This window comes from Kitasatospora brasiliensis (assembly GCF_032654805.1).
GTDB lineage: Bacteria > Actinomycetota > Actinomycetes > Streptomycetales > Streptomycetaceae > Kitasatospora > Kitasatospora brasiliensis.
In genome coordinates this window covers 823,934-845,976 of sequence record NZ_JAUOOW010000003.1, presented here as the reverse complement: position 1 = coordinate 845,976, position 22,043 = coordinate 823,934, and the positions used below count along the sequence as shown (strand labels likewise).

Here is a 22,043-nt window from a genome sequence, read left to right as displayed (position 1 = left end):
CGGCCGCACGCCCGCGCCGTCGGCCCGTCGACAGGACTGCCCGACCACCCCCGTGGGAGTGGCCGGGCAGTCGGCGAGGCTGGTCAGGAACCCGCGAGCAGGTCCCGCAGCAGGGCGACGGTGTCGGCGTCCAGATCCCGCCCGGTACGGCGGCTGAGCGCGTCCAACCGGTTGACGGCGCGCAGGAGTTGGTCCCGGGCGCCGGCCGAGGCGTACGCGTAGAACAGGTCCCGGTGCAGCAGTTCGACGTCCGGTGCGACGGCGAGGCCCCGGAAGACGGCGGCCTCGGCGCTGCGGTGGTCGCCGTACTGGAGCCGGCGGGCGGCCAGTTCGTGGGCGGTGTCGACGATCGCCGCGATCATGTCCTGCCGCTCGGCCTCGGCCCAGCCGTACGAGGCCGGCGGGGCCTCGGCGAACGGGGCGCCGCGGACCAGGGCCAGGGCGTGGGCGAGGGCGGCGTCGGCGGTGGCACTGGTGCTGCGCATGCCGCGCCGGTAGAGGCTGCGGAACTCGTCCCAGTCGCAGGTGACGGCAGGGGCGAAGGAGTAGCCCTCGGCGCCCTCGGTGGGCAGGAAGGCGCGGCCCTCGGGCGAGCTGCCGAACCAGGCGGCCAGGTCGGCGAGTTTGGCCGGCAGCGGGCTCTGGGCGTCGGCCGCGGTGGGGTGCGGGTCGAGGTGTGCCGCACCGGGGTGCAGGTCGTGGTCCAGGGCGTGGCGGTCGGAACCGGGGCGCAGCGCCAGGTAGACGGCCAGTTCGGTGAGCCTGGGCGGCGCGCCGGGTGCGGCGACGCCGAGGGTTCCGGCGACGTCCACCGGGCCGAGCAGCCGGATCCGGGGGGCGTTGCGCGGGGCGTGCGCCTCCGGGGAGCGGAGGATGGCGAGCAGGTCGTCGCTGTCGCTGCGGCCGGTGGTGGTCCGGGCCGCAGGGGCGACCTGGGCGACCGCCGCGGGCCCGGGTTCGGGTTCGGGTTCGGGTTCGGCCGTACCGGCGGCGCCCCCGGTCTCGGCGTGCTCCGCGGTCTCGGCGGCCTCCGGCACGTCCGCCGTCTCGGCCGTGACGGCCTCGGCCTGCGCGGACTCCTCCTCCGGCTCCACGGCCGGCTTCGGTACGACCGGCTGCACGGCGAGGACGACGGTGGCCGTGGACTCCGAGGAGGCGCCCTCCTCGCCCTCCGACGGGCCCGGCCGCCGCAGGTCGCGGGTGGTCTCGTCGGTGGCCGCCTGCCGGCCCTGCCCGTTGACGGCGAACCGCGCCGGACCGGCCGGCACCTGCGCCGGCACCGAAGCCGGACCGGGCACGGCGTCCACACCCGAGCCCGAGCCCGAGGCGAGGGTCGGGGCCGGAGTCACCGGATCGGTGCCCGCGAACGGGCTGGCCCCGGTGCCGATGACCCGCGCCACCAGCCGCGGCCCGGCGACCCCGGCCGCTTCCCCGTCCGGCTCCGGCCCGATGCGCGAAGCCCCGATGCCCGAAGCCCCGATACCCGAGGCCCCGACGGCGGCCAGCACCGGTACGGCGACGGGCAGTTCGGTCGTGTCGGGGTCGTCCTCCGGCCCGTCCAGGGTCCAGGCCGGGGCCGGGTGCTGGGTGGTGTCGTCGGCCGCCCGGAGCAGCTCGGCGACCTGGTCGTACTGCTGCCCGCTGAGCCGTTGCAGCTCGACGGTGAGGTGCAGACCGGGGATCGCCGCCTGACCGGAGGTCGGCAGGGTCCAGCGGGCGACCGGGCCAGTGCCGCGCTCGGGGGCGCGGGTGACCACCGCGACGCAGGTGCGCGGACGGGCGTCGAGCAGGCGCCCGAGCTCGGCCGGGATCTCCCCGCCGGGCTGGTGGGCGCAGAGCACGATCTCGGGCGTCCAGGACTCGTCGGCCTGGCCCCGGCTGCGGGCTTCGCGCGGGCTGGTGGCCTCGGCGGCGACCAGGGTGGCGCGGGCCTTGGCGGTGCGCGGGCCGAGGGCGGCGAGCGCGGCCTCCAGGGTCGGGTGGCGGTGCACACGTTCGGCGGCCGGGCCGCTGATCGGCACCTCCTCGGCGAGGTCCACCAGGTGCAGGTGGAGCCGGTCGGCGAGCGGGCTGTGGGCCAGCTCGATGGCGAGGGTGCGCAGCACGTCGCGGGCGTCGTCCGGGTGGCCGGACAGGTGGAGCAGCCGGACGGCCTCCAGGTCGGCGAGGACCACCGAGCCGTCCGGCGAGGTGCCGAGGGTGACCAGGGCGGGGTACGGCGCGGGGGTCTTCCGGGCCTGGCCGGGGCTGAGCAGGTCGCCGGAGTCGGCGCTGCACCACCACACGTTGGCGGCGTGCGCGGCGCGGAACGGCGCGATCGGCGTGGCCGGGCCGGACAGGTGCAGCTCGACGGTCTGGCCCTGGGTGATCCGGGCGGCGACGATGGCGGGCAGCCGCTTGCCGCCGCGCACGGTGTTGCGGGCCAGGGTGCGCAGGGCGCGGTCCAGCAGGTCCAGTCCGGCGTTGTCCTGCCGGGCCATCAGCTCGTTCTCGAAGGCGGCGGCCTCGGCGCCGGGCATCGCGATGCGGTGCCGGGGGCGGCGGGCGCGCTGCTGGGTGCCGCGCTTGTGGGCGACGGTGCCGATCATGATGGCGGCGAGCAGGACGCCGACGGTGGAGGCCGTGAGGGCGACGGTGTAGTCGCCGTCGGAGGCCGGGTCGGCGTGCGCGGCGGGGGCGGGCGCCTTGGTCGGCGCGTGCGTGGGCGCCGGGGCCGGAGCCGACTGCGGCGCGCCCGGAGCGGGGGCGCCCGCCGCCGGAGCCTGATCGGCCGGAGCGGGAGCGGGAGTCTGGGCCGGAGCCTGGTCGGCCGGAGCCGGAGCCGGAGAGGCGGCCGCGGCCCCCGGCACCGTGAGCACCATCCCGGGCACCACCACGTCCGGGTTCGTCAGCTGCTCCCCGTCCGGTGCCTGCACCCCCTTGTTCGCTTCGAACAGCTTCGGCCACTGCTCACCGTCCCCCAACTCCCGCTGGGCGATGGCGGACAGGCTCTCCCCGGCCTGGACGGTGACGGTCCGCTGCCCGCCGGAGCCGGTCTCCGTCCCGGACTGCGGCACGCCCTGCGCGGGCGCGGGGGCAGGTGCGGGAGCCTGGTCCGGGGCGGGCGCGGGGGCCGGCACGGGGGCCTTCGCCTCGTCCGGCTTGGCGTCGGCCGGCATCAGCAGCTCCCAGCCGGGCTGGATCGGCCGGTCGGCGTCGAAGCGGACGCCCGAATCTCCCATCACCCGGCTGTCGTTGAGCTTGGCGATCTCCACCCACCGCTCCCCCGAGCCCAGTTGGCGCTCGGCGATGGACCACAGGCTGTCGGCGGGCCGGGCGTCCCGCACGGTGTACGTGCTCTGCTGCTCGGCGGCCGGGGTCACGGCCGGCGCGGACTGCGCGGCGGGCAGGGCGGCGCGCTGCACACCCGGCGTCAACTGCGCTTGGACGGCCGGACTGTGGTTCAGTTCGGGGACTGCCGCGAAGGCCGAGCCGGCCACCGGCAGCAGCGCCAGCACCGAGCCGACCAGCCCGGCGGCGAGCCGCTGGCTCCAGCCGAAGGCCGGGATGCGGCGGGCGATCCGGCCGCGCAGCTGAGCGGGGATCTCCAGCAGGACGGAGAGCGCGAAGCAGGCCCAGGCGAGCCAGCCGACCACCACCAGCGCCCACAGGAACAGCCGTCCGTCGTCCGGACCGGTGAGCGCCTCGCCCACCCCGCCCGAGGCGACGTCGCCCATCCCGGCGACCGCGTCGGTGCCGTACAGCAGCAGCGCGGGGACGCCGAGCAGCAGGGCGAGCAGGGTGACCAGCGCGGCGAGCGCGGTGATCACGGCCCGGCCGCGCCCGCGCGGTGGTCGGGGCGCCGGGGCGGCGGGCCCCCGCGCGCCGCCCGCTCGATGGGAGTTCCCGGCCCGGCCGGTACGGGCCTGGGCGGTTCGGGCCTGGTCCTTGGCAGGTGGCGCGGCCATCAGTCGGTCTCCGCTTTCTCGACTCCGTGGACGAGGGTCGCACTGCCCTTGCCCGTTACCTTCCGTTCCCCGAGGGCACCCAGCAGGACCGGGTGGTAGTCGGCCTGCACGGTGACGGTGACGACCTTTCCGTCACCGGAGAACTCGATGCCGCCCGCCCGCAGGCCGTACAGGCCGAGGTAGGCGTCGGCGGCGTCCCGGACGTACCTCTCCTGCACTTTGAAGCCCTGGCCCTGCAGGACTGCGGCCTGGTCGAGCTGCTGGCCGCCGACCCGCGCGGCCTCCAGGGCGTAGGCGTCCGTCCGCTCGGCGACCCGCAGCCGGCCTCCGGCGTCGATCACCAGGGCGATGACGAGCACGACGTAAGCCGCGCAGATCGCCACGAAGAGCGCCACCGCGCCCCGGTCGGACCGGCGCGCCGACAGCCGTCGCCGCGGACGGCTCACCATCCTCATCCCCTCCCCCCACTCCGCACGCCGCTCTCCCCACCGGCCCCAACCGGGCGCCACTCGGTACCGCTGTGTCATCCCCCGAGCGCTCTCCGCTTGCGTCTCCCCCACTCGGGCCTCCTCCAATCCCCCGTCTTCCCGGCGGCGGCACCGCACGCCGTCAGGTGCCCCGGTAACGGTCCACCACCGAGGTGAACTCGCCGACGAGGTGCTTCGTCACGGGTACCCCGGACGGTCCGCCGAGCAGGTCGGCCAGTTCCACGTCGCAGGCCACGGTGACCGTGACGGTGGCGACCGGTCCGCCCGGCAGGTTCAGTTCCCCCCTGGCGACCCGGATGTCCCCGTTGCGGCAGGACACGCCCTGCTGGCGCAGCGTCGCGAGGGCGGACTCCCTGGCCGGCTGGTCCATCCCGTCCACGCTGCGCTGCAGGGAGGCGGTCCGGGCCCCGGCCCGGGCGGCGGCTTCCACGGTGCCGGCCGTGGTCTGCACCCGCCCGGCGGCGACGGCCAGCAGGACCAGTCCGACCACCCCCGGTACGACGATCGCCGCTTCGATCGCGATCCCGCCCCGGTCCCGCCTGCGCAGCCGCGACCGGAACGACGGTCGCCGGCGCCCCCGCGGCGCGCGGGTCACGGCTTCACCACCGGCGGGACGAAGCGCTCGCGCGGCGCCTCGGCGAACTGGCTGATCTCCGGCCCCTTGAGTCCGGGCAGCAGCAGCGGTGGGGCCAGCCGCACGGTGACCCGGATGGTCACCGCCGTGCTCCCGTCGGTGCGCACCGTGTACCCGTGCACGCCTTGCCGGTCGAGGAAGTCGCGGGCCTGCCGCTGGGCGGCCTCGTTCTTCTCGCCGTCCGTCGCGCTGCCCTGCACCCGTCCGGCGTCCACGCCCTCGCGGGCGGCGGTGAGCGCGACCTGCCGGTCGTACCACCACAGCGCGGCCTGGACGACGAGCAGCAGGAGCAGCAGGACGACCGGGAAGACGATGGCGAGGCTCACGCTCATCGATCCCCGGTCGCTCCTGCGGCGGAGAGCGGGACGCGTCACGGGGTGGCGCCGCCCGCACTGCCGGCGCCGCCCGCGCCACCGCCGCCGGGCATGTTCGGGTCCTGCTCGACCTTCTTGACGACCTTGTCCTTCAGCAGGTAGAGCGCGGTCGCCACGGCGCCCGCGACGAAGACCAAGGCGATGATGGCGAGGGCGAGTTCGATGCTGATCGCGCCGCGGTCGCCGCGCGCGCGGGCGGCCCGCAGCCGGCCGAGCCGGAAGGTGAACAGCAGCAGCGCGAACTGGACCGGTAGCAGGACGGGTCGCAGCACCCGGTCTGCCAGTTGGACGAGTCGTACGGTCATCGGGGTTCTCCGGAGGATCTGACGGTCTGGTGTGGTGGGTGGCGCCGACTGCTCTGGACGGACTGGACTGGCGCCGGACGGAGGTCAGTTGAGCATCTGGTGCAGCGCGGGGAAGACGATCAGGACGGTCATCAGCAGGGTCAGGGCCGCCCCGGGCGCGACCATCCGCTCACTGTCGGCGTTCGCCCGGGCGAGGTCCTCGGCGAGCAGCTCCCCGCGCAGGCCCTTGGCGCGGGCCCGCAGGGTGTCGTACACGGCGGCACCGTCGGTGCCGGACAGCCGCATGATGTCGGCCACGTCCTGGAGCGGACTGAGCCCCAACTCCTCGGCCAGAGCGTCGAGTCCGGACCAGGGCGGAAGGCGGTCGGTGGTCGCGCGCTCCAGCGCGTCGCGGATCCGCCGGAACACCGCGCCCTGGCCGACCGAGGCGGCCCGGCGCAGCGCCTCGGCGGGGCCGCAGTCGGCGGCCCGTTCCATCGCGACGAGTTCCAGGTAGGCGGCGATGCCGTGCAGGTACTCGGTGCGCGCCTCCTTCGCCTCGCCGCGCACGATGGCGTCCGGGACGAACCAGAGCAGGCCGGCCAGCAGCGGCCCGGCGACCAGCGGCAGCGCGAACGGCAGGCCGACGTCCATCAGCAGGGCCATCGCGCCCAGGTAGGCGGGCAGCAGCAGGCCGAGCGCGGCGAACAGCAGCTTGTGCACCATGAACCGGGCCGGGGTGCGGCCGATCAGGGCGAGTTCGCGGCGCGGGACGGAGACCCCGCGCAGCTGGACGGACCGTTCGCCGATCCGGTCGTACCAGCGCGGCCGTTCGTCCGGGTGCTGCTCGCGGTCGGCGGGGGTGGCGTGCAGCCGGTCCAGCGCCTGGCTCAGGTCCGGTGGAGCCGGGCGAAGTTCGGAGACCAGCAGGGCGATGCCACCGGCCGCGGCGGCGCCGGCCAGCACGGACCAGGGGGAGATCACCGGACCTCCCCGAGCTGCTCGGCGGGCTCCGTCGCGGAAACCGCCGTGGCGGACCGCCGCCCGCTCCTGCTGCGCCGGTCCGGCGTCAGCAGCCTGGGCACCGGCGGGTGGGAGGCCAGCGCCCGCATCCAAGCGATGATCGCCACGAACAGGGCGGCGACCACGGCGAGGACCAGCTGGCCGAGGACGGTCCCGTACGGCCGGGTGTACTCGGTGTTGAAGGAGCCGACCGTGACGACCAGCACGATGATGCCGACCAGCCAGCGGATGGTGGTCCGGTGCTTGGCCCGGTCGGCCTCGATGGCGCGGCGCTGGCGGACCTCCTCGCGCACCGAGTCGGCCATGTCGGAGAGCGTGCGGGCCAGGCCGGGGCCGCTGTCGCCGGCCCGCAGCACCAGCGCGGCGAGCACCTTGTCGGCGGTGGCGTCGGCGATGCTGTCGGCGAAGGCGCGCAGCGCCTCCTCGGGCCGCCAGCGGGCCTGCAGGCGGGCGGCCAGTTCGCCGATCTCGTCCTCCAGGGCGGCCGGGGCGGTGCGGCGGCTGGTGACGATGGCCTGGTTAAGGCCGACGCCGAGCAGCAGCACGTCGGCGATCCGCTGGGTCCACTCGGACAGCGCCTCCAGCCGCTCGATCCGGTGGGTGTCCGGGCGGGTGGTGTCGAACAGCCAGGGCAGGCCGAAGACGGCCAGCGGCACCAGCAGCGCGGTCAGCGGGATGCCGGTGAACAGCCAGGCCAGCGGCGCGCCGGCGAGCGCGAGCAGCAGTTGGAGCCGGCGCAGCCGCACCATCCGGTGCCCGGCCGTCCCGGGGGCGCCGTACCAGAACACGTGGGCGCGGCCGGCCAGCGGGTTGGCGGCCTGCTCGGCGCCGTCCTCCTCCTCGGGCTCGCCGCCGCGGGCCCAGAGCACCAGGGCGACCAGGCCGCCCGCGACCGCCAGCCCGCACAGGGCGAAGAGCAGCATCATCGCGCGCCACCGCCGATCCGCAGCTGGAGCGGGGCGGCCCAACTCCCGTACCGGGAGCCGAGCAGCGAGGCGTCGAAGCCGGCCCGGCGCAGGTCGTCCAGGCACTGCGGCGGGGTGTGCGGGACGGCCCGCGGCTCGCCGAGGTCCGGCCGGGGGCCGAAGACGGTGTTCAGCGCGGGCCGGCCGCTCTCCCCGAGGCCGGTGACTTCCAGGACGTGGGAGACGAAGCGGTGCCGGCGGCCGCCGACGGCGGTCTCGTCGACCATGGTGACGTGCACGATGAGGTCCAGGGCGTTGGCGGTGAGCCGGTAGGCGAGCGAGTCGGTCATGTGCGAGCCGTACTCCAGGCAGAGTTCGGCGATGCGGTCGACGACCATGTGCGGGCCGCGGGCGTGCAGGGTGCACATCGAGCCGCCCTCGCCGTTGGTCATCACCCGCAGCATCGGGACGACCTCGCCGGAGCGGACCTCCCCGACGATGATCCGGGAGAGCGTCATGCGCAGCGCGGCCGGGATGAGGTCGCCGATGGTCAACTCCCCGGCCAGGCGCCCCTCGACGCGTTCGCCGTTGCCCTCGCGGGACTCCATCGGGACGACCTGGCGCAGGTGGCCGAGGGTGTGCAGCCAGAGCTCGAACTCCGACTCCAGGGTGCCGATCCGCTCGTCCGGCGGAATCTCGGCGGCCATCGCGCGCAGCAGGCTGGTCTTGCCGACGCCCTGGGTGCCGGTGATCATCACGTTCTTCCGGGCCCGGATCGCGGCGGCCAGGAAGGCGGCCAGGGTGGCGTCCAGGGTGCCGAGTTCGACCATCTCGGGCAGCGTCGCGGAGGCCACCCGGTGGCGCCGGATCGCCACGTACGGGCGGGGCGTGACCTCGGTGAGCGCCTGGAGGCGCATGCCGCCCTCCAGGCGCAGTGCCAGGGTCGGACTGGCGGTGGACAGACTGCGCTCGCCACCGCCGTGCTGGCGGGCCAAGTCCTGGAGCAGCTCGATGAGTTCGGCGTCACTGTCGGCCACCGGCGGTACCTGGCGCAGGGGTTGGTGCACCTTGGAGACCCAGACGTCGTCGCAGCCGTTGATCAGGATGTTCTCGATCTCCGGGTCGTCCAGGTAGGGCTGGAGCCGGCCGGCCCGGAACAGCAGGTCGAAGACGGCCTCGGCGAGGGCGCGGTCCTGCTCCCTGGTCGGCGGGATGCCGTGGGTCTGCGCGTAGGCGTCGGACCAGCGGGCGACGGCCTCCTCGATCAGCGCCCGGCCGCGCTGGCGGCGGGTGGCGCGGTCCGGCTCGGCTCCGGAGGTGGCGGTCAAGCGGCTGATCTGCTGGTGCAGTTCGGCCGCTACCTGGCGCTTGAGCTCGCGGGCGACCTGCGGGTCGACGGCCGGCCGGGTGGCGGCGCCGCGCAGGTCCAGCGAGGGCAGCTGGGGGGGCACGGCGGTGGGACCGGTCGGGCCGGGCTGCGCCGCGCCGTGCCGGGACGCGGCGGGCGGGGGCGCGACGGGCTGGGGTGCGACCGGGCCGCTCTGGTACCCGTACGGCGGGGCGACCGGACCGGGCACCGGCGCCGGGCCGGGCGCGGGCGTCGGCGCGGCCCAGGGCAGGCCGGCCGGATCGGAAGCGGGGCGCTGATGCAGGGGGCTACCGCGCACGGAGCACCTCCCCGGGGTTGTGCGGATACTGCCCGTTCACACTGTCCTGACGATTCGTCACGATCGGTTGCTGGAGCGGATACTGGTCGTCCGGATCGCCGTGCGGCGCGGACTGGACGTGCGCCGGGAACGGCGCCGGTGCGGCCGGCTGCGGCGCCAGCCCGGCCAGCGGCGCCACCGGGCCGGTGGTGATCACCGGCGGGACGGGCTGCGGCGGGGCGTACGAGGGCTGCTCGCTCTCGGCCGCCGGGTAGCCGGACTGGCCCTGGGCCGAACGGCCGTGCGCCGGCTGTCCGTACGCCGTCGAGCCGTACCCGCCCGGCCCGTACGAGGTTTGGCCGTACGGGACTTGACCGTACGAGGTCTGACCGTAGCCGCCCTGCCCGTACCCCGGCTGCCCGTACGGGCCCGGCGCGGGCGACGGCACGGACCCCGGCGCGGACGGAGGCATCGGACCGGGCATGGGCGTCGGCGGCTGCGGCGCCGACGGCACGGGCTGGGCCGGTATCGGCGGGGCGGGCGGGGCCTGCATCGCGGGCGTCGGACCCGCCCCCGCGACCGGAGCCGCCGGGCCGCCCGCCGTCAGCTGCGCGGGCGCCGCCCCCGGGGCGAGCCGTTCGCGCCGACGGCGGACCAGCAGCTGCACCTCGTCCGCCGCCGACCGCGCCGTACGCATCAGCTCCGAGCGGATGAACCGCCGGTCGGTGGTGTCCCCGCCGTCGGAGAGCACCTTCGCCGTCCGGACGGCGTGCGGCAGCACCCCGAGGACGGGCAGCCCGAGCTCACGGGACACCTCCGCCCGCGAGTACGGCCCTTCGGAGACCAGCAGCAGCCCGAGCGCGTCCGCCCCGGTGCCGGCCGCGGCCAGGTCCTCGGCCAACGCGGCCAGCCGGGGCCGGGCCGAGCTCAGCCCACGCAGCGTGGTGCGCACCGTCGCCGCCACCACGTCCGCCCGGCGGGCGAGCACCGCGCTGTGGCCGGTGGCGCCGGAGCGGCCGAGGTCCACGATCACGTCGTAGCCCTGCTGCTCCACGCCGTGCAGCAGGTCGGCGAGCGGCTCCCAGGTGTAGGCGAGGCCGGGCGCCTGGGTGGGGTCGGTCAGTCCGGGCAGCAGCAGCCGTTCGGCGTTGCCCTCGGGCGAGAGGTCGATCAGCTGCTCCCAGATGGTCTGGGCGAGCAGCCCGCGCCGGTCGGCGACGGCCAGATTGCGCAGCCCGTACACCGCCTCGACCCGGCCCTCCAGGGCGCCGGCCAGCACCGCGCCGCCGTCCGGGTCGGCCTCGACCAGCAGCATCCGCCGGCCGGGCGCCAGCGGCCAGGCCAGCAGCAGCGCCAGCGCGGTGGTGGTGGCCCCCGGTGCGCCCGGGCCACCGACCACCGCGATCACCGCCATCAGGCGCCACCCGTCGGGGCCGGGGCTCCCGACCCGGTCGAGGCGCCGGGGGTCGTGGCGCCCGGCGTGCCGGCCTTGCCCGGCGTGGGGGCGGCTTCCGTGGGCGCGCCGCTCGGCGCCGGGCTCGGTGCGGCGGCGCCGGGGCCGCCCGCCGCCGCGCCGCGCGGTGCCAGCAGCACCTGGATCCGCCCGCTCGCCACCCACTGCGCGAGCCGGGGCCCGTCGGCGGTGCCGACCGCCACGTCGATCACCTGGCTGCCGTCGGTGTCCACCCGGCCGACGGTGATCACCGTGGCCGCCAGCGAGTCGGCCCGGCCGTTGTCGGGCGTGGAGACGATGACCAGCTGCACGCCCGGCTGGAGCCGGCTGGCGGGCAGCTGGCTGCGCTTGGCCGACACCCCGACCACGATCTGTCCGGGCTGCACCGACAGGCCCTGCGCCAGGTCGGAGCCGGTGAGCATGGCGCCGCGCTTGAGGTCGGTGGCGGCCCGCATGCCGACCGCCTTCGCCCGGTCCTGGGCCGACACCGGGTGCAACGCCGGGTCCCCCGCGATCCGGGCGACCACCAGGTCCTCCTCGGTGATCACCTGGCCCCACGGCACGTCCCGGGCCAGCGCCAGCACGGCGACCCGCTGGCCGGTGCTGTTGTAGAGGACGGCCCCGCCCAGCCCGCCGGCCGCGATCAGCGCGACCGCCATCGCCAGCACCGCCGGGCGCCGCCGCCGCGCCCGCATGGTCCGCCCGGGCGCGTGCGGCGCGGCCCGCCCGCCGCCCTTGCCCTGACCGCCCTGCTCCTGCTGCTCCGGGAGCGCCACGGACGCCGCGGCGCCCGCGGAGGTGCCGGTTCCCGGCGTCGCGAACGTACGGTTCTCCACCGGGTTCCGCCCTTCCCTCGTTCGTCTCTGGCTCGTGTGCTCGTGTGCTCGTGTGGTTCGCCTGGCTGGTCAGTGCGCGGATCGCCGCTCCGGCAAGGTCAGTTGAGCACCTGCATCTCGGCGACCTTGAGCTCGAAGGCCGAGGACTGCGGGAGGTCGACGTCGAAGACCTTGGCGTTCGGCCCGGTCACGACCACGTGCCCCTGCCAGTGCGCCGTCACCGTCCCGTCGAAGACGCCGTTCGGCTTGGTGCCCGAGCCGACGGCGAACTCGTACCCGCAGTCAGGGGACTTGGCGCCGCCGTACTTCGGGTCGTACGGCGTCCCGGCGGTGTCGCAGGTCACCTCCATGCCCTGGTCGAAGGTCCAGGTCACGTTCTTCAGCACGGGCGTGACGGTGACCGAGGCGCCGGGCACCGAGAGCGTCTTGGGCTCGGGCGCCTTGACCCCGTCCAGCCAGAGCCAGACCGGCGACTTCACCACGGCCGTGCCCTTGGGCGCGACGCCCGCGGCGGGCTTGGGGAACGTCATCTCGTGGGCGAGGCTGATGCCGATGGCGCGCAGGTCCAGCACCGGCGGGCCGGCCGGCGCGTTGGACTCGAAGACGATCTGGGCGCCGTCCGCGCCGCCGCCGGTCTGCGGACAGACCTTCGAGTAGAGCGCGCCCTCCGAGGGCTTGTGGTCGGCCCACTCCGGCGCGCCCTCCGGGAGTTGGGGGTCCAGCACCTTGTAGTAGCAGCCCTGGTCGCTGTTGAACCAGCCGAGTTCCGGGTCGTGGCAGGCCCATTCCACCCCGTGGTAGCTGCACACCAGCGGACCGTCGGAGGAACCGCCCCCGCCCGAACCGGTGGACCCGGGGGCGGGTGTGCTGCCGCCGGTGTGGACGTCCGAGCAGATCTTGTCGGGAGCGCACTGGGTGGCGCCCCCTCCCGGATCGTCCGCCGCCGCCGTCAGCGCCGAGGAGAACAGCAATCCGGCGGACAACGGTGCGAGAAACGCGATTCGCCGGACCAGATGACGTCTGTTCAGCATGTGCGGTCCACCTCCCGCTTGAAGTCGTAGATCAGCCAACGCGCCTGGAACCAGCGCAGGGACGCCGTCGCCAGGTAACGGTTCAGTCGCCGGCCCGGATCTTTCGCGGCCCCGGTGGCGGCATCGACGCGGTGCCAGCCCGATACGTCGACGCAGTCCTCGATCACGGCGGTCCGCGGATCGGCTTTCAGATCAATCGCCTTGACCACCGCGGAATTGCGCGGAGATCCGGTCATCACCAGTTTGGCGTCGTGGAGTTGGCGCAGGCTCACGAGGTTGTCCGACAGCGCCCGGCCGGAGGAGTAGGCCTCCAGCGAGAATCCGTCCGAATCCGTACGGCCGAACGCCTCGGCCTGCGCCTGCCACCAGTCCTGATAGGTCTTCAGGGCCAGCCGCCCCATCGCCCCCTCCGGGCCCTCGGTCGGCGCGATCGAGCCGTTTGCCGAACCACCCGAAGGAGTTACCGGGTCCACTCCCGCAACGGTGGGCGCGGCCGAGCCGATGCGATCGACGGAACCACCGGCACCACCGCTCGCACAAGCACCGAGCAGCAACACCAGAACCGCCCCACTGACCCCAACCGCCCCAGGGCGCAACACATTTCCGCGCTGCCGCATGGCCCCACCTCGTCGCGACCGAACCGATCCGCTGATCCACGGCCGCCAGAAGAATTACGCCGTCCCGCCGGTGTTTCCGCTGGGGATCGATTCTTCGCCAACCCACCCCATCACGGCAACACCTCAGGCCCCCTGACCTTACGCGGAAGGCGGTTCCGTCGGGGCGCTTTCCCGCCACAGAACGGCCAACAGTTCTTCGGAAAGCGACAATCCGGCCAATGCGCCCCGAACCGCGGCTCGATTGCGCATCAAGAGCCGCCCGGCGTGCGGCGGAACGAGCAGGCGCGCGCCAGGCGCACCCGAACTACCGGCCGCTTCCGCACCGTCCGTCAGCGCGGCCACGGCGGGCTGGAGATCGTGCGGGGCGACGGCCGCGGGGGCACCCGGGACGCCCTGGCGCAGAACAGTGGTCAGGGCCGTGCTGAACGAGCCCTCCCCGCCCGGCCGTACGGCGTCCCGGCCGCGTCTGCCCGGGGCGTAGCGGCTGCCCGGGGTGTAGCGGCCGATCCGGCCCCACAGGGGGACCCTTGAGTAGCTCAGCAGCTCGCCCGCGCCGTCCTCGCCGCGCTCCAGCGCCGCCCAGGTGTCCCGGTCGGCCACCGCGTCGACCAGCAGCAGCGCCTCCTCCTGGTCCCCGTGCACCATCGCGCTGACCACCCAGTCCCAGGCCAGGCCCCGGCGGTAGGCGTTGTCGGCGGTGCTGCCGGCGGTGACCAGGGCGAGCCTGCGCCCGCGCGGATCGGCCGCCAGCTGGCCGACCAGGCAGACCAGCAGCCAGCGGCCGGGGTGCTGGGCGGCGTCCCGGACGGCGGTGAGCATCGCGTTGGCGTCCGCGTCCGGCGGCACCACGGTGACCCGGCAGCCGGCCGCACCGGTGTCGAAGCACATCCCGGGCAGCACGTCGGCGAGCAGCCGGGCACCGTCCGGTGCCAGCGCCGCCCCGCCGAAGGCCCGGTCGGGCCCCGCGTCCGCCCCGATCACGACCAGATCGACCCCGCCCGCCATCCGTCCCCCTCCTCCACGGTTCCTCCACCCGCCGGGCAGGCTACCGCCCCGGGCGGCCGCCGACGGGGCTCCCGGCCCGTCCGCTCAGGGACCATGGGCCCTATCGATGTGCGCGCCGGCCGAGGACGATCGGACGCATGGAGCGTGAGGACCGGGTGGAGACCCTCAGCGAGGCCGAGTGCCTGCGACTGCTCAGCACCGTGCCCGTCGGGCGCGTGGTGTACACCGAGCATGCGCTGCCGGCCGTCCTGCCGGTCTCCTTCGAGGTCCTGGACGGGCGGCTGGTGCTCGCCGTGCGCCGGGGAAGTGCCACCGCGCGCGGGCTTGACGGCACGGTGGTGGCCTTCCAGGCCGATCTGCTGGACCCGGTCACCCGTACCGGGTGGAGCGTGCTGGTGCACGGGCGGGCCGACGTCGTGAGCGAGCCCGACCAGCTCCGGCGGGTGCTGCGCTCCGGTCTGCGGCCCTGGGTGGGCGATCCGGAGCCGCTGTTCGTCGCGTTGGTGCCGGAGCTGGTCAGCGGCCGTCGGCTGTTCCCGACCGGGCCGGGCCGACCGGTCAGCTCCGGGTCCGTGAACACCGGTTTTCCGCTCGGCTCCTGACAGATACCGGTGGGTAGGCATACGCTTCCGGCGTCCTGATCCCTCCCCGGGCCCGTCCCCCACCAGGAGCGCACCGTGACGACCTTCGCGTCCCTCGCCGAGCTGACCGCCGCCGTCGGCACCGAGCTGGGCACCAGCCAGTGGCACACCGTCGAGCAGCGGCAGATCGACCTGTTCGCCGAGGCCACCGGCGACCACCAGTGGATCCATGTGGACCCGGAGCGGGCCAAGGACAGCCAGTTCGGCTCCACCATCGCGCACGGCTACCTGACCCAGTCGATGATCCCGGTGCTCGCCAAGGAGTGCTACGCCGTCGAGGGCGTACGGATGGCGCTGAACTACGGCTCCGACAAGGTCCGCTTCCCGGCGCCGGTGCCGGTGGGCACGGCGATCCGGGCCACCGCCGAACTGCTCTCGGCCACCGAGGTGCCGGGCGGGGTCCAGGCGGTGGTGCGGTTCACCGTCACCAGCGAGCGCAGCGCCAAGCCGCACTGCGTCGCGGAGACGATCACCCGCTTCTACGCCTGACCGGGCGCGAGCCGGGCGCTCGGCCAGGCGTACCCGGGCGCTCGGCCGGGCGGGAAGCCGCCCGGATCCGGTGAGCCGGCCCGCCCCCGCCCGGGTACGCCGATTGGACCGTGCGGGGCTCTCCACCAGGTCCGGACGGCCCACGGCGAGTAACGTCCGACGAGATGGTTGTCGTCTCGCAGCGGCCCCGCCCGCCGCCGCGCTGCGCGCCCCGGCAAGCCGGGTAGCCGTGACCGTCCCTGGAGGAGCCGTGCCCCGCCCCGCCCCGTGGTTCTCCCGCCTCGCCGGGCTGTCCTCGCAGTTCGTCCCGCCACCCGCCGAGCGCGCCGTGCCCGGCCTGGCCGGGCTGCCCCGGGCCGTCTGGCACCGGGTCCGCGCCGAGGCCTTCGGCGCCGAACCCCGGGGCGAACGGCTGGCCCGCATCCGCCGCTCCCCGCACTTCACCGACGGAGCCTTCCGCAACCCGGTGCCGACCCGCCGCCTGGTGTACGAGCGCAGCCCGCTGGAGATCACCCGGGCCCAGCTGACCGGGGACAAGACCCGCCGGGCGCCGGCCGCCGCCGTGCCGGTGCACCGGCTGCTCCCGGTCGACCTGGCCGAGCCTCCGCGATCCGGGCTGCGACTGACCTGGCTGGGGCACGCGACGGTGCTCGCCGAGATCGGCGGACGGCGGGTGCTGCTCGACCCGGTCTGGGGCGAGCGCTGCTCCCCCTTCTCCTGGACCGGGCCCAAGCGGCTGCACCCGGTGCCGCTGCCGCTGTCCGAACTCGGACCGGTGGACGTCGTGGTGGTCTCCCACGACCACTACGACCACCTGGACATGGACACCGTCCGGGCGCTGATCGGGACGGGCGCGGTGTTCGCCGTCCCGCTCGGGGTCGGGGCCCACCTGGAGTGCTGGGGCGTGCCGGCCGAGCGGATCGTCGAACTGGACTGGTGGGAGTCGGCCGAGGTCGCCGGGCTGACCCTGACCGCCACGCCGGCCCGGCACTACTGCAGCCGCGGCCCACGCACCAGCGCGCTGTTCCTGTGGGCGTCCTGGGTGGTGGCCGGCGAGGGGCACCGGATCTTCCACAGCGGGGACACCGGCTACTTCCCCGGCTTCGCCGAGATCGGCCGCCGGCTCGGCCCGTTCGACGCGACGATGATGCAGGTCGGCGCGTACAGCGACTTCTGGCCCGAGGTGCACATGACGCCCGAGGAGGGCGTGCGGGCGCACCTGGACCTGTCCGGCGAGCTGCTGCTGCCGATCCACTGGTGCACCTTCAACCTCGCGCTGCACCCCTGGGAGGAGCCCGCCGAGCGGGTGGTGGCCGCCGCCCAGGCCCTCGGGGCCCGGCTCGCAGTGCCCCGACCGGGCAAGCCCTTCGAGCCCGCCGCCCCGCCGGCGCTGCGCCTGTGGTGGCGCGCCGTCGCCGCCACCCCGCGCGGCATCTCGCCGCTGGTCGGGGACGAGCCGGACGAGGCGGCGGCGCCGGGGGACGCGGAGGTGCGGGGGCGGGTGACGACTTTCAGCGAACTCACCCCGCGAGCACGTCCCGCAGCGCCCGGGCCTCCTTGACCACCCGGCCCGACCCCGCGCGCCCGGCCGCGGCCGTCACCTCGGCGACCGGCCCGCGGGCCCCGGTGCGCCGGGCGCAGTCGGCGGCCAGCGCGATCAGGTCGCCCAGCCCGCGCGCCGACTGGTCGGCCTCCCCCAGCAGACCCGGCAGCGCCGGCCCGAGCACCGACCAGACCGTCCCCCGGGCGCCCGTCTCCGCCACCAGGGCGAGCGCCGCCCCCAGCCGGCTCGCCAGGACCGTCCCGTAGGCCACCAGGACGCTCAGCTCACGCCCGAGCAGCTCGCCGTCCAGGTCCCCTCGCGCGGCGAGCACCAGCAGGGCGTCCACCGCCGCCGTCCGGTCCTCGGCGTGCCGGGCGCCCAGGCCGTACGCCAGCGCCAGGTGCAGCGCGAGCCCGGCCGGGCCGCCGGCCTCGGCGAGCAGCGGAAGGTAGCGGGCGGCGCCGCGCTCGTCCCGGTCGGCGCCCTCGGCGAACGGGTCGAGCCAGCGCGCGGCCAGCTCCTCCCGGTGCCAGGGCAGCATCGCGAACCAGTGCGCGACGGGCCGCCGGCTCCAGTCGTACACCCGGCGCGCCCGGGCCACGCTGGGCTCGGTGCCGTCCAGCAGCACCCTGAATTCGGGCCCGAGCCGCTCGCCGTCCGGCCCCTTCGGCCCGGCGCCGATGCCCGGCTGGGCGACGGCCGTCCGCCGGACGTCCTCCCACCAGCGGTCCCCGTACACGTTGGCGCGCCGTACGTCCTTGCCGGGCGCGAACAGCACCCGCTCGGACGGCTGACCGGGCAGGCCGCCGGTGCGCAGCCAGTGCGCCAGTCGGCGTCCGGCCGGGGAGGTGAGCGCCTCGGCGGCCCGCAGCACCGCCTCGTCCGCCGTCGGCCCGACCCGCAGCAGGGCCTGGGACAGGTCGGTCTCCCCCGGGGCGACGCCCACCGCCCGGTACCCGGCGAGCCGCTCGACCAGGACGGCCGGATCCAGCGCGCCGGTGGCGTCGGTCGGGGTGGCGAGCAGGTACGGCGGCCGGGTGGCCGTCACCTGCCAGGCCGCCTCCTCCAGCCGGGCGGCGAGCACCGCCCCGGGCACGGTGGTGTGCGGGCCGCGCAGCGCCGAGCCGCCCCGTCCGCGCAGGGAGTCCCGGAACCGGTGCGGCGGGATCTCACCGGCCACCGCGGCCACCACGTGGAGGATGTCCCGGGGCGTGCAGTCCGCCCTGCTGCTGAAACTCCACGGGTTCACCCGGCGGACCGGCTCCAGCGCCTCGATCAGGGCCTGCCGGTCCCGGTGGGCCAGCCGGACCAGCCCGTCCAGCACCCGCTCGAAGACGTCGACCTCGGGCTCGCCCGCGGCGAGCAGCGCGGACAACTCCTCGGCGAGTTCGGCCTCCGAGCCGATCGGCGCACCGAGCGGCCGCGGTTCGGGGGCCGGCGGCAGGAACTCGCTCCATCCGGTGTCCTGATCGTCGTCGCCGCCGACCGGGGCCCCGAACAGCTCGCCCGCGCGTCCGTGGTGAACGGGGTTCAGCGTCTCGGCGGCGCTCCGCAGCTCCGGCAGCACCGCCTCCCCCGCCGCCTTCAGATGCCGGGCCACCACCTTCAGCGCCCGCTCCTGGAGGGCCGCGTCCGGGTGCCCGAAGGCCTCGGCCGCCGCCAGCACCACCGGGCCGGAGCGCTCGGGCGCCCGCCGGGCGGCCTTGTCCAGCCAGGCCAGCTGGGCACGGACCAGCTTCTTCTCGGCCCGGAACAGCAGCACCGCCGAGGCCTCGGCCAACACCTCGGGCTCGATCAGCCCGGCCTCGTCCAGCCCGACGAGCACCTCCTGGGCGTGCCCGGCGAGCACCGACAGGCCGTCCAGCAGCGCCACCACGTCGCGCACCCGGGCCGCGTACTCCTCGGGCGTCGGGTCGAGCGCCCGCAGCACCTCCAGGAAGGCCCGCTGGTCGGTCGACTTGCCGCCGCGCAGCAGCCGGGCCAGGCAGCGGTCCAGCACGTCCGCCCGGTCGACCACGCCGGCCGCGGCCAGCTCGGCGATCGCCTCCGTCCAGACGTCGCCGGGGCGCGGGCTGAGCCGGTAGGTCAGCTCCCAGCCGATGTCGGCGAGTTCGAACAGCTCCGGCAGCAGCACCGGGGTGAAGGCGTCCTCGCGCAGCTTCCCGGCCAGCGTCGGACGCGGGCCGCCCGACTCGCCCCTGCGCTCCATCCAGCTCCGGGCGAAGGACTCGCTGCGCGGCACCTCGCAGCCGGTGCGCCGGACCACGGCCTCGATCACCGGGTACGCCGACCAGCCCCAGGAGCGCGCCGGGCGGGCGGCGAGCCGGGTGACCACCTCGACCTGCCACTCCACCGGCTGCGCCTCGATGACCTGGTGCAGCACGGAGTTCCGGGCCCACTCGCGGGAGCCGAAGTCGCCGCCGGCCAGCCAGGTGGCGGCGCCGGCCGGACCGGCGTGGCAGCCGGCCCCGGCCACCAGCAGCCGGGCCCTGACCGCCTGCCCCTCCTGCGACCAGTCATCGCGCACCTCCTTGCGCAGCGCCTTGAGGCCGGGCAGGCAGGCCCGCCGCTGGGCCGCGTCCAGGGCGGCCAGCAGCTCCGGTATCCGTGCCAGGCGCCCCAACCGGACGGCCGTCACCAGCTCGTCGACCGGGCCCTGCCGGTCGGTATCCAGCGTCGTGCTCACGCTCCGGCCCCCTTCACGGACTCGGCCGGGAGAGCCGGCTCCCGCACCATTGCGACCGCCAGCGCGTGCTTGCACGGCCCGCGTCCGCCCCGGTACTTGCCCCACCACAGGCAGGTGCAGCTCAGCCGCCCCGACTCGTCCGTCCGCACCCGCTGGAGGTGGTCGTCCACCGTGACGACGGCCGTCGCCCCGCCCTCCTCCAGCCGCACCGCGCCCGCCTCGACCAGGGCCCGGGCGGCCCGCAGCCGGGGATTGGCCGCCTCGGCCCGCCCGGAGTCGTACGGGAGCTGTCGGTGGAAGTAGGCGGCCTCGGCGGTGTCGTAGCCGATCTGCCCGGCGGTGCCGAGGCGGGTGAGCGCGGCGCGGACCCGTTCGGGGCTCAGCCCGGCCTGGGCGGCGAGGTCCCCGACCTCGATCCGGGGCTCCCAGGCGAGCAGCACCGCGACCAGTTCGGCGTCCCGCTCGGCCGCCGCGGTGGCGAGCGAGTCGAGCACCCCGCCCTCGCCGGAGAAGCCCCGGGAGGCGTCCGGCGACAGCGTCAGCGTCAGCCGCATGCCGGGCAGCACCACCTCCCAGGCCGAGGCGGTCGGCTGCCCGGCCGCCACCGGCCCGTACACCCGCAGGGCGAGCGCGTGCCGCAGCACCCGCTGGAGCGCCGCCAGCCGCTCGGGACCGGGCAGGCAGACGGCGCCCGGCACCGGCCGGGTGGTCGGCCGCAGCGTCGTCCCGGCCGGGACGACCCAGCCGGCGCCGGCCCGCCCGCCGCGCCCGGCGCGCGGCAGCGAGCGCAGGAAGCGGACCGCTTCGGCGGCGGGCAGCTCGGCGCGCAGCTCGAAGCCGGCGGCGACCACCTGGGTCTCGGCGAAGCCGCGCAGCCAGCGCTCCGGCAGCGGGACCTTCTTCTCGACCAGCGGGCCGTCGAAGGTGGTGACCTCCAGCGCGTCCGGCCCGACCGCGAGGTGCAGCGGATCGGCCGGGCCGATCCTGGTCAGCGCCTCGCGCAGCGGGCTGTTGACGTCCACGTTGGTGGTGCCGTGGCCTATCTCGCCACCGTCGAGCCCGGCCTGGAGCACGTCGAGCCGGGCGTAGACGCCGCAGCAGCCCGAGAAGGACTCGAAGCGCAGCCGGTCCCCGTTGGCGGTGACCACCGGGTCCAGCGAGGCCCGCAGCTGCGGCTGGTAGTAGCGCGCGGCCGCGACGTCCGCGACCGCGAGCAGCGCGGCGGCGGCCGGCGCCGGATCGGCCAGGAAGCCCGCGAAGAAGCGCGGGTTGGCGGCGGCGCCGAGCGGGGTGGCGCCGCCGGAGGTGGCCAGGTCGAGGTGCCGGCCGTCGGCGCCCTCCAGGACGGCCGACGGGCGCAGATAGGCGTACGCGTGTGCGGATTGCGTCATGCCGAGCACGCTAGGTGAAGGGTCTGACAACCCTCCGGGACGGCCTCGGACTGGAACGTGTTCTATGGCATCGAACGGCGGTCGGCGAAGGCGTTACCGAGGTCACACCACCGCCCGGTCGGCTTCTGCCACTATGGCCTGGTGACTGACCTGACCGAACAGCACGTCCGGGCCGAACGGCACACCGGAACGACCGGCCCGTTCGCCGAGCTGCTGGAGCTCGAACGGCTGGACGAGAACACGTTCCGGGGCCACTGCCACGCCGGCGCCCCGATGCGCACCTTCGGTGGCCACGTCGCGGCGCAGGCCCTCGTCGCCGCCGGACGCACCTGCGGGGACCGGCGACCGGTGCACTCGCTGCACGGCTACTTCCTGCTGCCGGGCTCCCCGTCCCGGCCGATCGACTACGCGGTCGAACGGGTCCGCGACGGCCTGTCCTACACCACCCGCCGGGTGACCGCGCTCCAGCAGGACAACGAGATCTTCACCCTCTCGGTCTCCTTCAAGCACCCCGAGCCGGCCCCCGACCGCCAGCGCGAGGTGCCACCGCTGCCCCGCCCGGAGGCGCTGCCCGACGCCCTCGCCCGCGGCCCCGAGGAGGTCCGCCGGGCGCTCGCCGCCACCGGCGGCTTCCGCGACCTCGACGTGCGGTTCGTCCCGTCGGACGCCCCGGGCCTGCCGCCGGCCGTCCCCGGCCTGCTCCAGCAGTTCGTCTGGATGCGCACCGCCTCCCCGCTCCCGCAGGACGAACCTCTGCTGCACGCCGGCGCGCTCACCTATCTGTCCGACCTCACCCTGGCCTCCACCGCCGGGCTGAACGTGCAGCCGAACTTCTTCCAGCGCACCGAGCCGCCCCGGCTGGTGATGGCCTCACTGGACCACGCGATGTGGTTCCACCGCCCGTTCCGGGCCGACGAGTGGCTGCTGTTCGCCCAGCGCAGCCCGTCCTCCTCGGACGGCCGGGGCCTGGCCCTCGGCGAGTTCTACGACCTGGACGGCCGGCTGGTCGCCTCCGCCGTGCAGGAAGCGCTGATCCGCGACCCCTCGTGA

Annotated in this window: 19 protein-coding genes; 4 read left to right on the top strand and 15 right to left on the bottom strand. The window is 75.7% G+C overall.

All coding sequences use genetic code 11. From position 1 onward, the window contains the following. Positions 1–83 precede the first annotated feature (83 nt). The 13 genes from QWJ13_RS15850 to QWJ13_RS15790 form a co-directional block, all read right to left on the bottom strand. Positions 84–3,947 carry a LysM peptidoglycan-binding domain-containing protein gene (locus QWJ13_RS15850; RefSeq protein ID WP_316525035.1) on the bottom strand — a complete coding sequence of 1,288 codons (3,864 nt, stop codon included), beginning with the start codon at positions 3,945–3,947 and terminating at the stop codon, positions 84–86. Further along, positions 3,947–4,396 carry a hypothetical protein gene (locus QWJ13_RS15845; protein ID WP_316525033.1) on the bottom strand — a complete coding sequence of 150 codons (450 nt, stop codon included), beginning with the start codon at positions 4,394–4,396 and terminating at the stop codon, positions 3,947–3,949. Before QWJ13_RS15845 ends, QWJ13_RS15850 begins: the two co-directional genes overlap by 1 nt. A gap of 160 nt (positions 4,397–4,556) precedes the next feature. Beyond that, entirely contained in the window at positions 4,557–5,030 is a 474-nt protein-coding gene (locus tag QWJ13_RS15840; RefSeq protein WP_316525031.1) for a TadE/TadG family type IV pilus assembly protein, read from the bottom strand. Next, on the bottom strand, positions 5,027–5,401 hold the full coding sequence (locus QWJ13_RS15835) for a TadE/TadG family type IV pilus assembly protein (protein WP_316525029.1): 375 nt from the start codon (positions 5,399–5,401) through the stop codon (positions 5,027–5,029). The genes QWJ13_RS15840 and QWJ13_RS15835 overlap by 4 nt, the downstream gene beginning before the upstream one ends. A 38-nt stretch (positions 5,402–5,439) precedes the next feature. After that, the gene (locus QWJ13_RS15830; RefSeq protein ID WP_316525027.1) at positions 5,440–5,748 is read right to left on the bottom strand and encodes a hypothetical protein; all 309 of its coding nucleotides are present in this window, start codon (positions 5,746–5,748) and stop codon (positions 5,440–5,442) included. Positions 5,749–5,832: 84 nt separating this feature from the next. After that, positions 5,833–6,711 (bottom strand): hypothetical protein, encoded by an 879-nt coding sequence (locus QWJ13_RS15825; RefSeq protein ID WP_316525025.1) that lies wholly within the window; start codon positions 6,709–6,711, stop codon positions 5,833–5,835. Then, on the bottom strand, positions 6,708–7,676 hold the full coding sequence (locus QWJ13_RS15820; RefSeq protein WP_316525023.1) for a type II secretion system F family protein: 969 nt from the start codon (positions 7,674–7,676) through the stop codon (positions 6,708–6,710). The genes QWJ13_RS15825 and QWJ13_RS15820 overlap by 4 nt, the downstream gene beginning before the upstream one ends. Continuing rightward, positions 7,673–9,322 (bottom strand): TadA family conjugal transfer-associated ATPase, encoded by a 1,650-nt coding sequence (locus QWJ13_RS15815; protein WP_316525019.1) that lies wholly within the window; start codon positions 9,320–9,322, stop codon positions 7,673–7,675. The genes QWJ13_RS15820 and QWJ13_RS15815 overlap by 4 nt, the downstream gene beginning before the upstream one ends. Beyond that, the gene (locus tag QWJ13_RS15810; RefSeq protein ID WP_316525018.1) at positions 9,312–10,715 is read right to left on the bottom strand and encodes a CpaE-like family protein; all 1,404 of its coding nucleotides are present in this window, start codon (positions 10,713–10,715) and stop codon (positions 9,312–9,314) included. Before QWJ13_RS15810 ends, QWJ13_RS15815 begins: the two co-directional genes overlap by 11 nt. Continuing rightward, positions 10,715–11,590, bottom strand: coding sequence for an SAF domain-containing protein (locus QWJ13_RS15805; RefSeq protein WP_316525016.1), 876 nt, complete (start codon positions 11,588–11,590; stop codon positions 10,715–10,717). Before QWJ13_RS15805 ends, QWJ13_RS15810 begins: the two co-directional genes overlap by 1 nt. Positions 11,591–11,688: 98 nt before the next feature. Beyond that, a complete protein-coding gene (locus QWJ13_RS15800; protein WP_316525014.1) occupies positions 11,689–12,573 on the bottom strand; it encodes a hypothetical protein in 885 nt (294 codons plus the stop codon). Between the two features lie 41 nt (positions 12,574–12,614). Continuing rightward, on the bottom strand, positions 12,615–13,238 hold the full coding sequence (locus QWJ13_RS15795) for a hypothetical protein (protein WP_316525011.1): 624 nt from the start codon (positions 13,236–13,238) through the stop codon (positions 12,615–12,617). A 138-nt stretch (positions 13,239–13,376) separates the two neighbouring features. Continuing rightward, positions 13,377–14,243 carry a hypothetical protein gene (locus QWJ13_RS15790; protein ID WP_316525009.1) on the bottom strand — a complete coding sequence of 289 codons (867 nt, stop codon included), beginning with the start codon at positions 14,241–14,243 and terminating at the stop codon, positions 13,377–13,379. A gap of 137 nt (positions 14,244–14,380) precedes the next feature. On the opposite strand from QWJ13_RS15790, the gene QWJ13_RS15785 reads away from it, so the two are divergent. The 3 genes from QWJ13_RS15785 to QWJ13_RS15775 all read left to right on the top strand — a co-directional run bounded on the left by QWJ13_RS15785 (position 14,381) and on the right by QWJ13_RS15775 (position 16,934). Further along, a complete protein-coding gene (locus tag QWJ13_RS15785; RefSeq protein ID WP_316525008.1) occupies positions 14,381–14,845 on the top strand; it encodes a pyridoxamine 5'-phosphate oxidase family protein in 465 nt (154 codons plus the stop codon). A gap of 75 nt (positions 14,846–14,920) precedes the next feature. Continuing rightward, entirely contained in the window at positions 14,921–15,373 is a 453-nt protein-coding gene (locus tag QWJ13_RS15780) for a MaoC family dehydratase (RefSeq protein ID WP_316525006.1), read from the top strand. A 412-nt stretch (positions 15,374–15,785) separates the two neighbouring features. Continuing rightward, the gene (locus QWJ13_RS15775; RefSeq protein WP_432277530.1) at positions 15,786–16,934 is read left to right on the top strand and encodes an MBL fold metallo-hydrolase; all 1,149 of its coding nucleotides are present in this window, start codon (positions 15,786–15,788) and stop codon (positions 16,932–16,934) included. Here QWJ13_RS15775 and QWJ13_RS15770 read toward each other — a convergent pair. After that, positions 16,894–19,602, bottom strand: a complete 2,709-nt coding sequence (locus QWJ13_RS15770; protein WP_316525004.1) for a DUF7824 domain-containing protein — start codon at positions 19,600–19,602, stop codon at positions 16,894–16,896. The two genes, QWJ13_RS15775 and QWJ13_RS15770, sit on opposite strands and share 41 nt — an antisense overlap. Beyond that, positions 19,599–20,993 (bottom strand): SWIM zinc finger family protein, encoded by a 1,395-nt coding sequence (locus tag QWJ13_RS15765; protein WP_316525002.1) that lies wholly within the window; start codon positions 20,991–20,993, stop codon positions 19,599–19,601. The genes QWJ13_RS15770 and QWJ13_RS15765 overlap by 4 nt, the downstream gene beginning before the upstream one ends. A gap of 141 nt (positions 20,994–21,134) precedes the next feature. On the opposite strand from QWJ13_RS15765, the gene QWJ13_RS15760 reads away from it, so the two are divergent. Further along, positions 21,135–22,043, top strand: a complete 909-nt coding sequence (locus QWJ13_RS15760) for an acyl-CoA thioesterase (RefSeq protein ID WP_316525001.1) — start codon at positions 21,135–21,137, stop codon at positions 22,041–22,043.

Coding starts and splice junctions, on each gene's coding strand:
- QWJ13_RS15850 (WP_316525035.1), bottom strand. CDS start 3,947: ATGGCCGCGCCACCTGCCAAGGACCAGGCCCGAACCGCCCAGGCCCGT.
- QWJ13_RS15845 (WP_316525033.1), bottom strand. CDS start 4,396: ATGGTGAGCCGTCCGCGGCGACGGCTGTCGGCGCGCCGGTCCGACCGG.
- QWJ13_RS15835 (WP_316525029.1), bottom strand. CDS start 5,401: ATGAGCGTGAGCCTCGCCATCGTCTTCCCGGTCGTCCTGCTGCTCCTG.
- QWJ13_RS15830 (WP_316525027.1), bottom strand. CDS start 5,748: ATGACCGTACGACTCGTCCAACTGGCAGACCGGGTGCTGCGACCCGTC.
- QWJ13_RS15820 (WP_316525023.1), bottom strand. CDS start 7,676: ATGATGCTGCTCTTCGCCCTGTGCGGGCTGGCGGTCGCGGGCGGCCTG.
- QWJ13_RS15810 (WP_316525018.1), bottom strand. CDS start 10,715: ATGGCGGTGATCGCGGTGGTCGGTGGCCCGGGCGCACCGGGGGCCACC.
- QWJ13_RS15795 (WP_316525011.1), bottom strand. CDS start 13,238: ATGCGGCAGCGCGGAAATGTGTTGCGCCCTGGGGCGGTTGGGGTCAGT.
- QWJ13_RS15790 (WP_316525009.1), bottom strand. CDS start 14,243: ATGGCGGGCGGGGTCGATCTGGTCGTGATCGGGGCGGACGCGGGGCCC.
- QWJ13_RS15785 (WP_316525008.1), top strand. CDS start 14,381: ATGGAGCGTGAGGACCGGGTGGAGACCCTCAGCGAGGCCGAGTGCCTG.
- QWJ13_RS15765 (WP_316525002.1), bottom strand. CDS start 20,993: ATGACGCAATCCGCACACGCGTACGCCTATCTGCGCCCGTCGGCCGTC.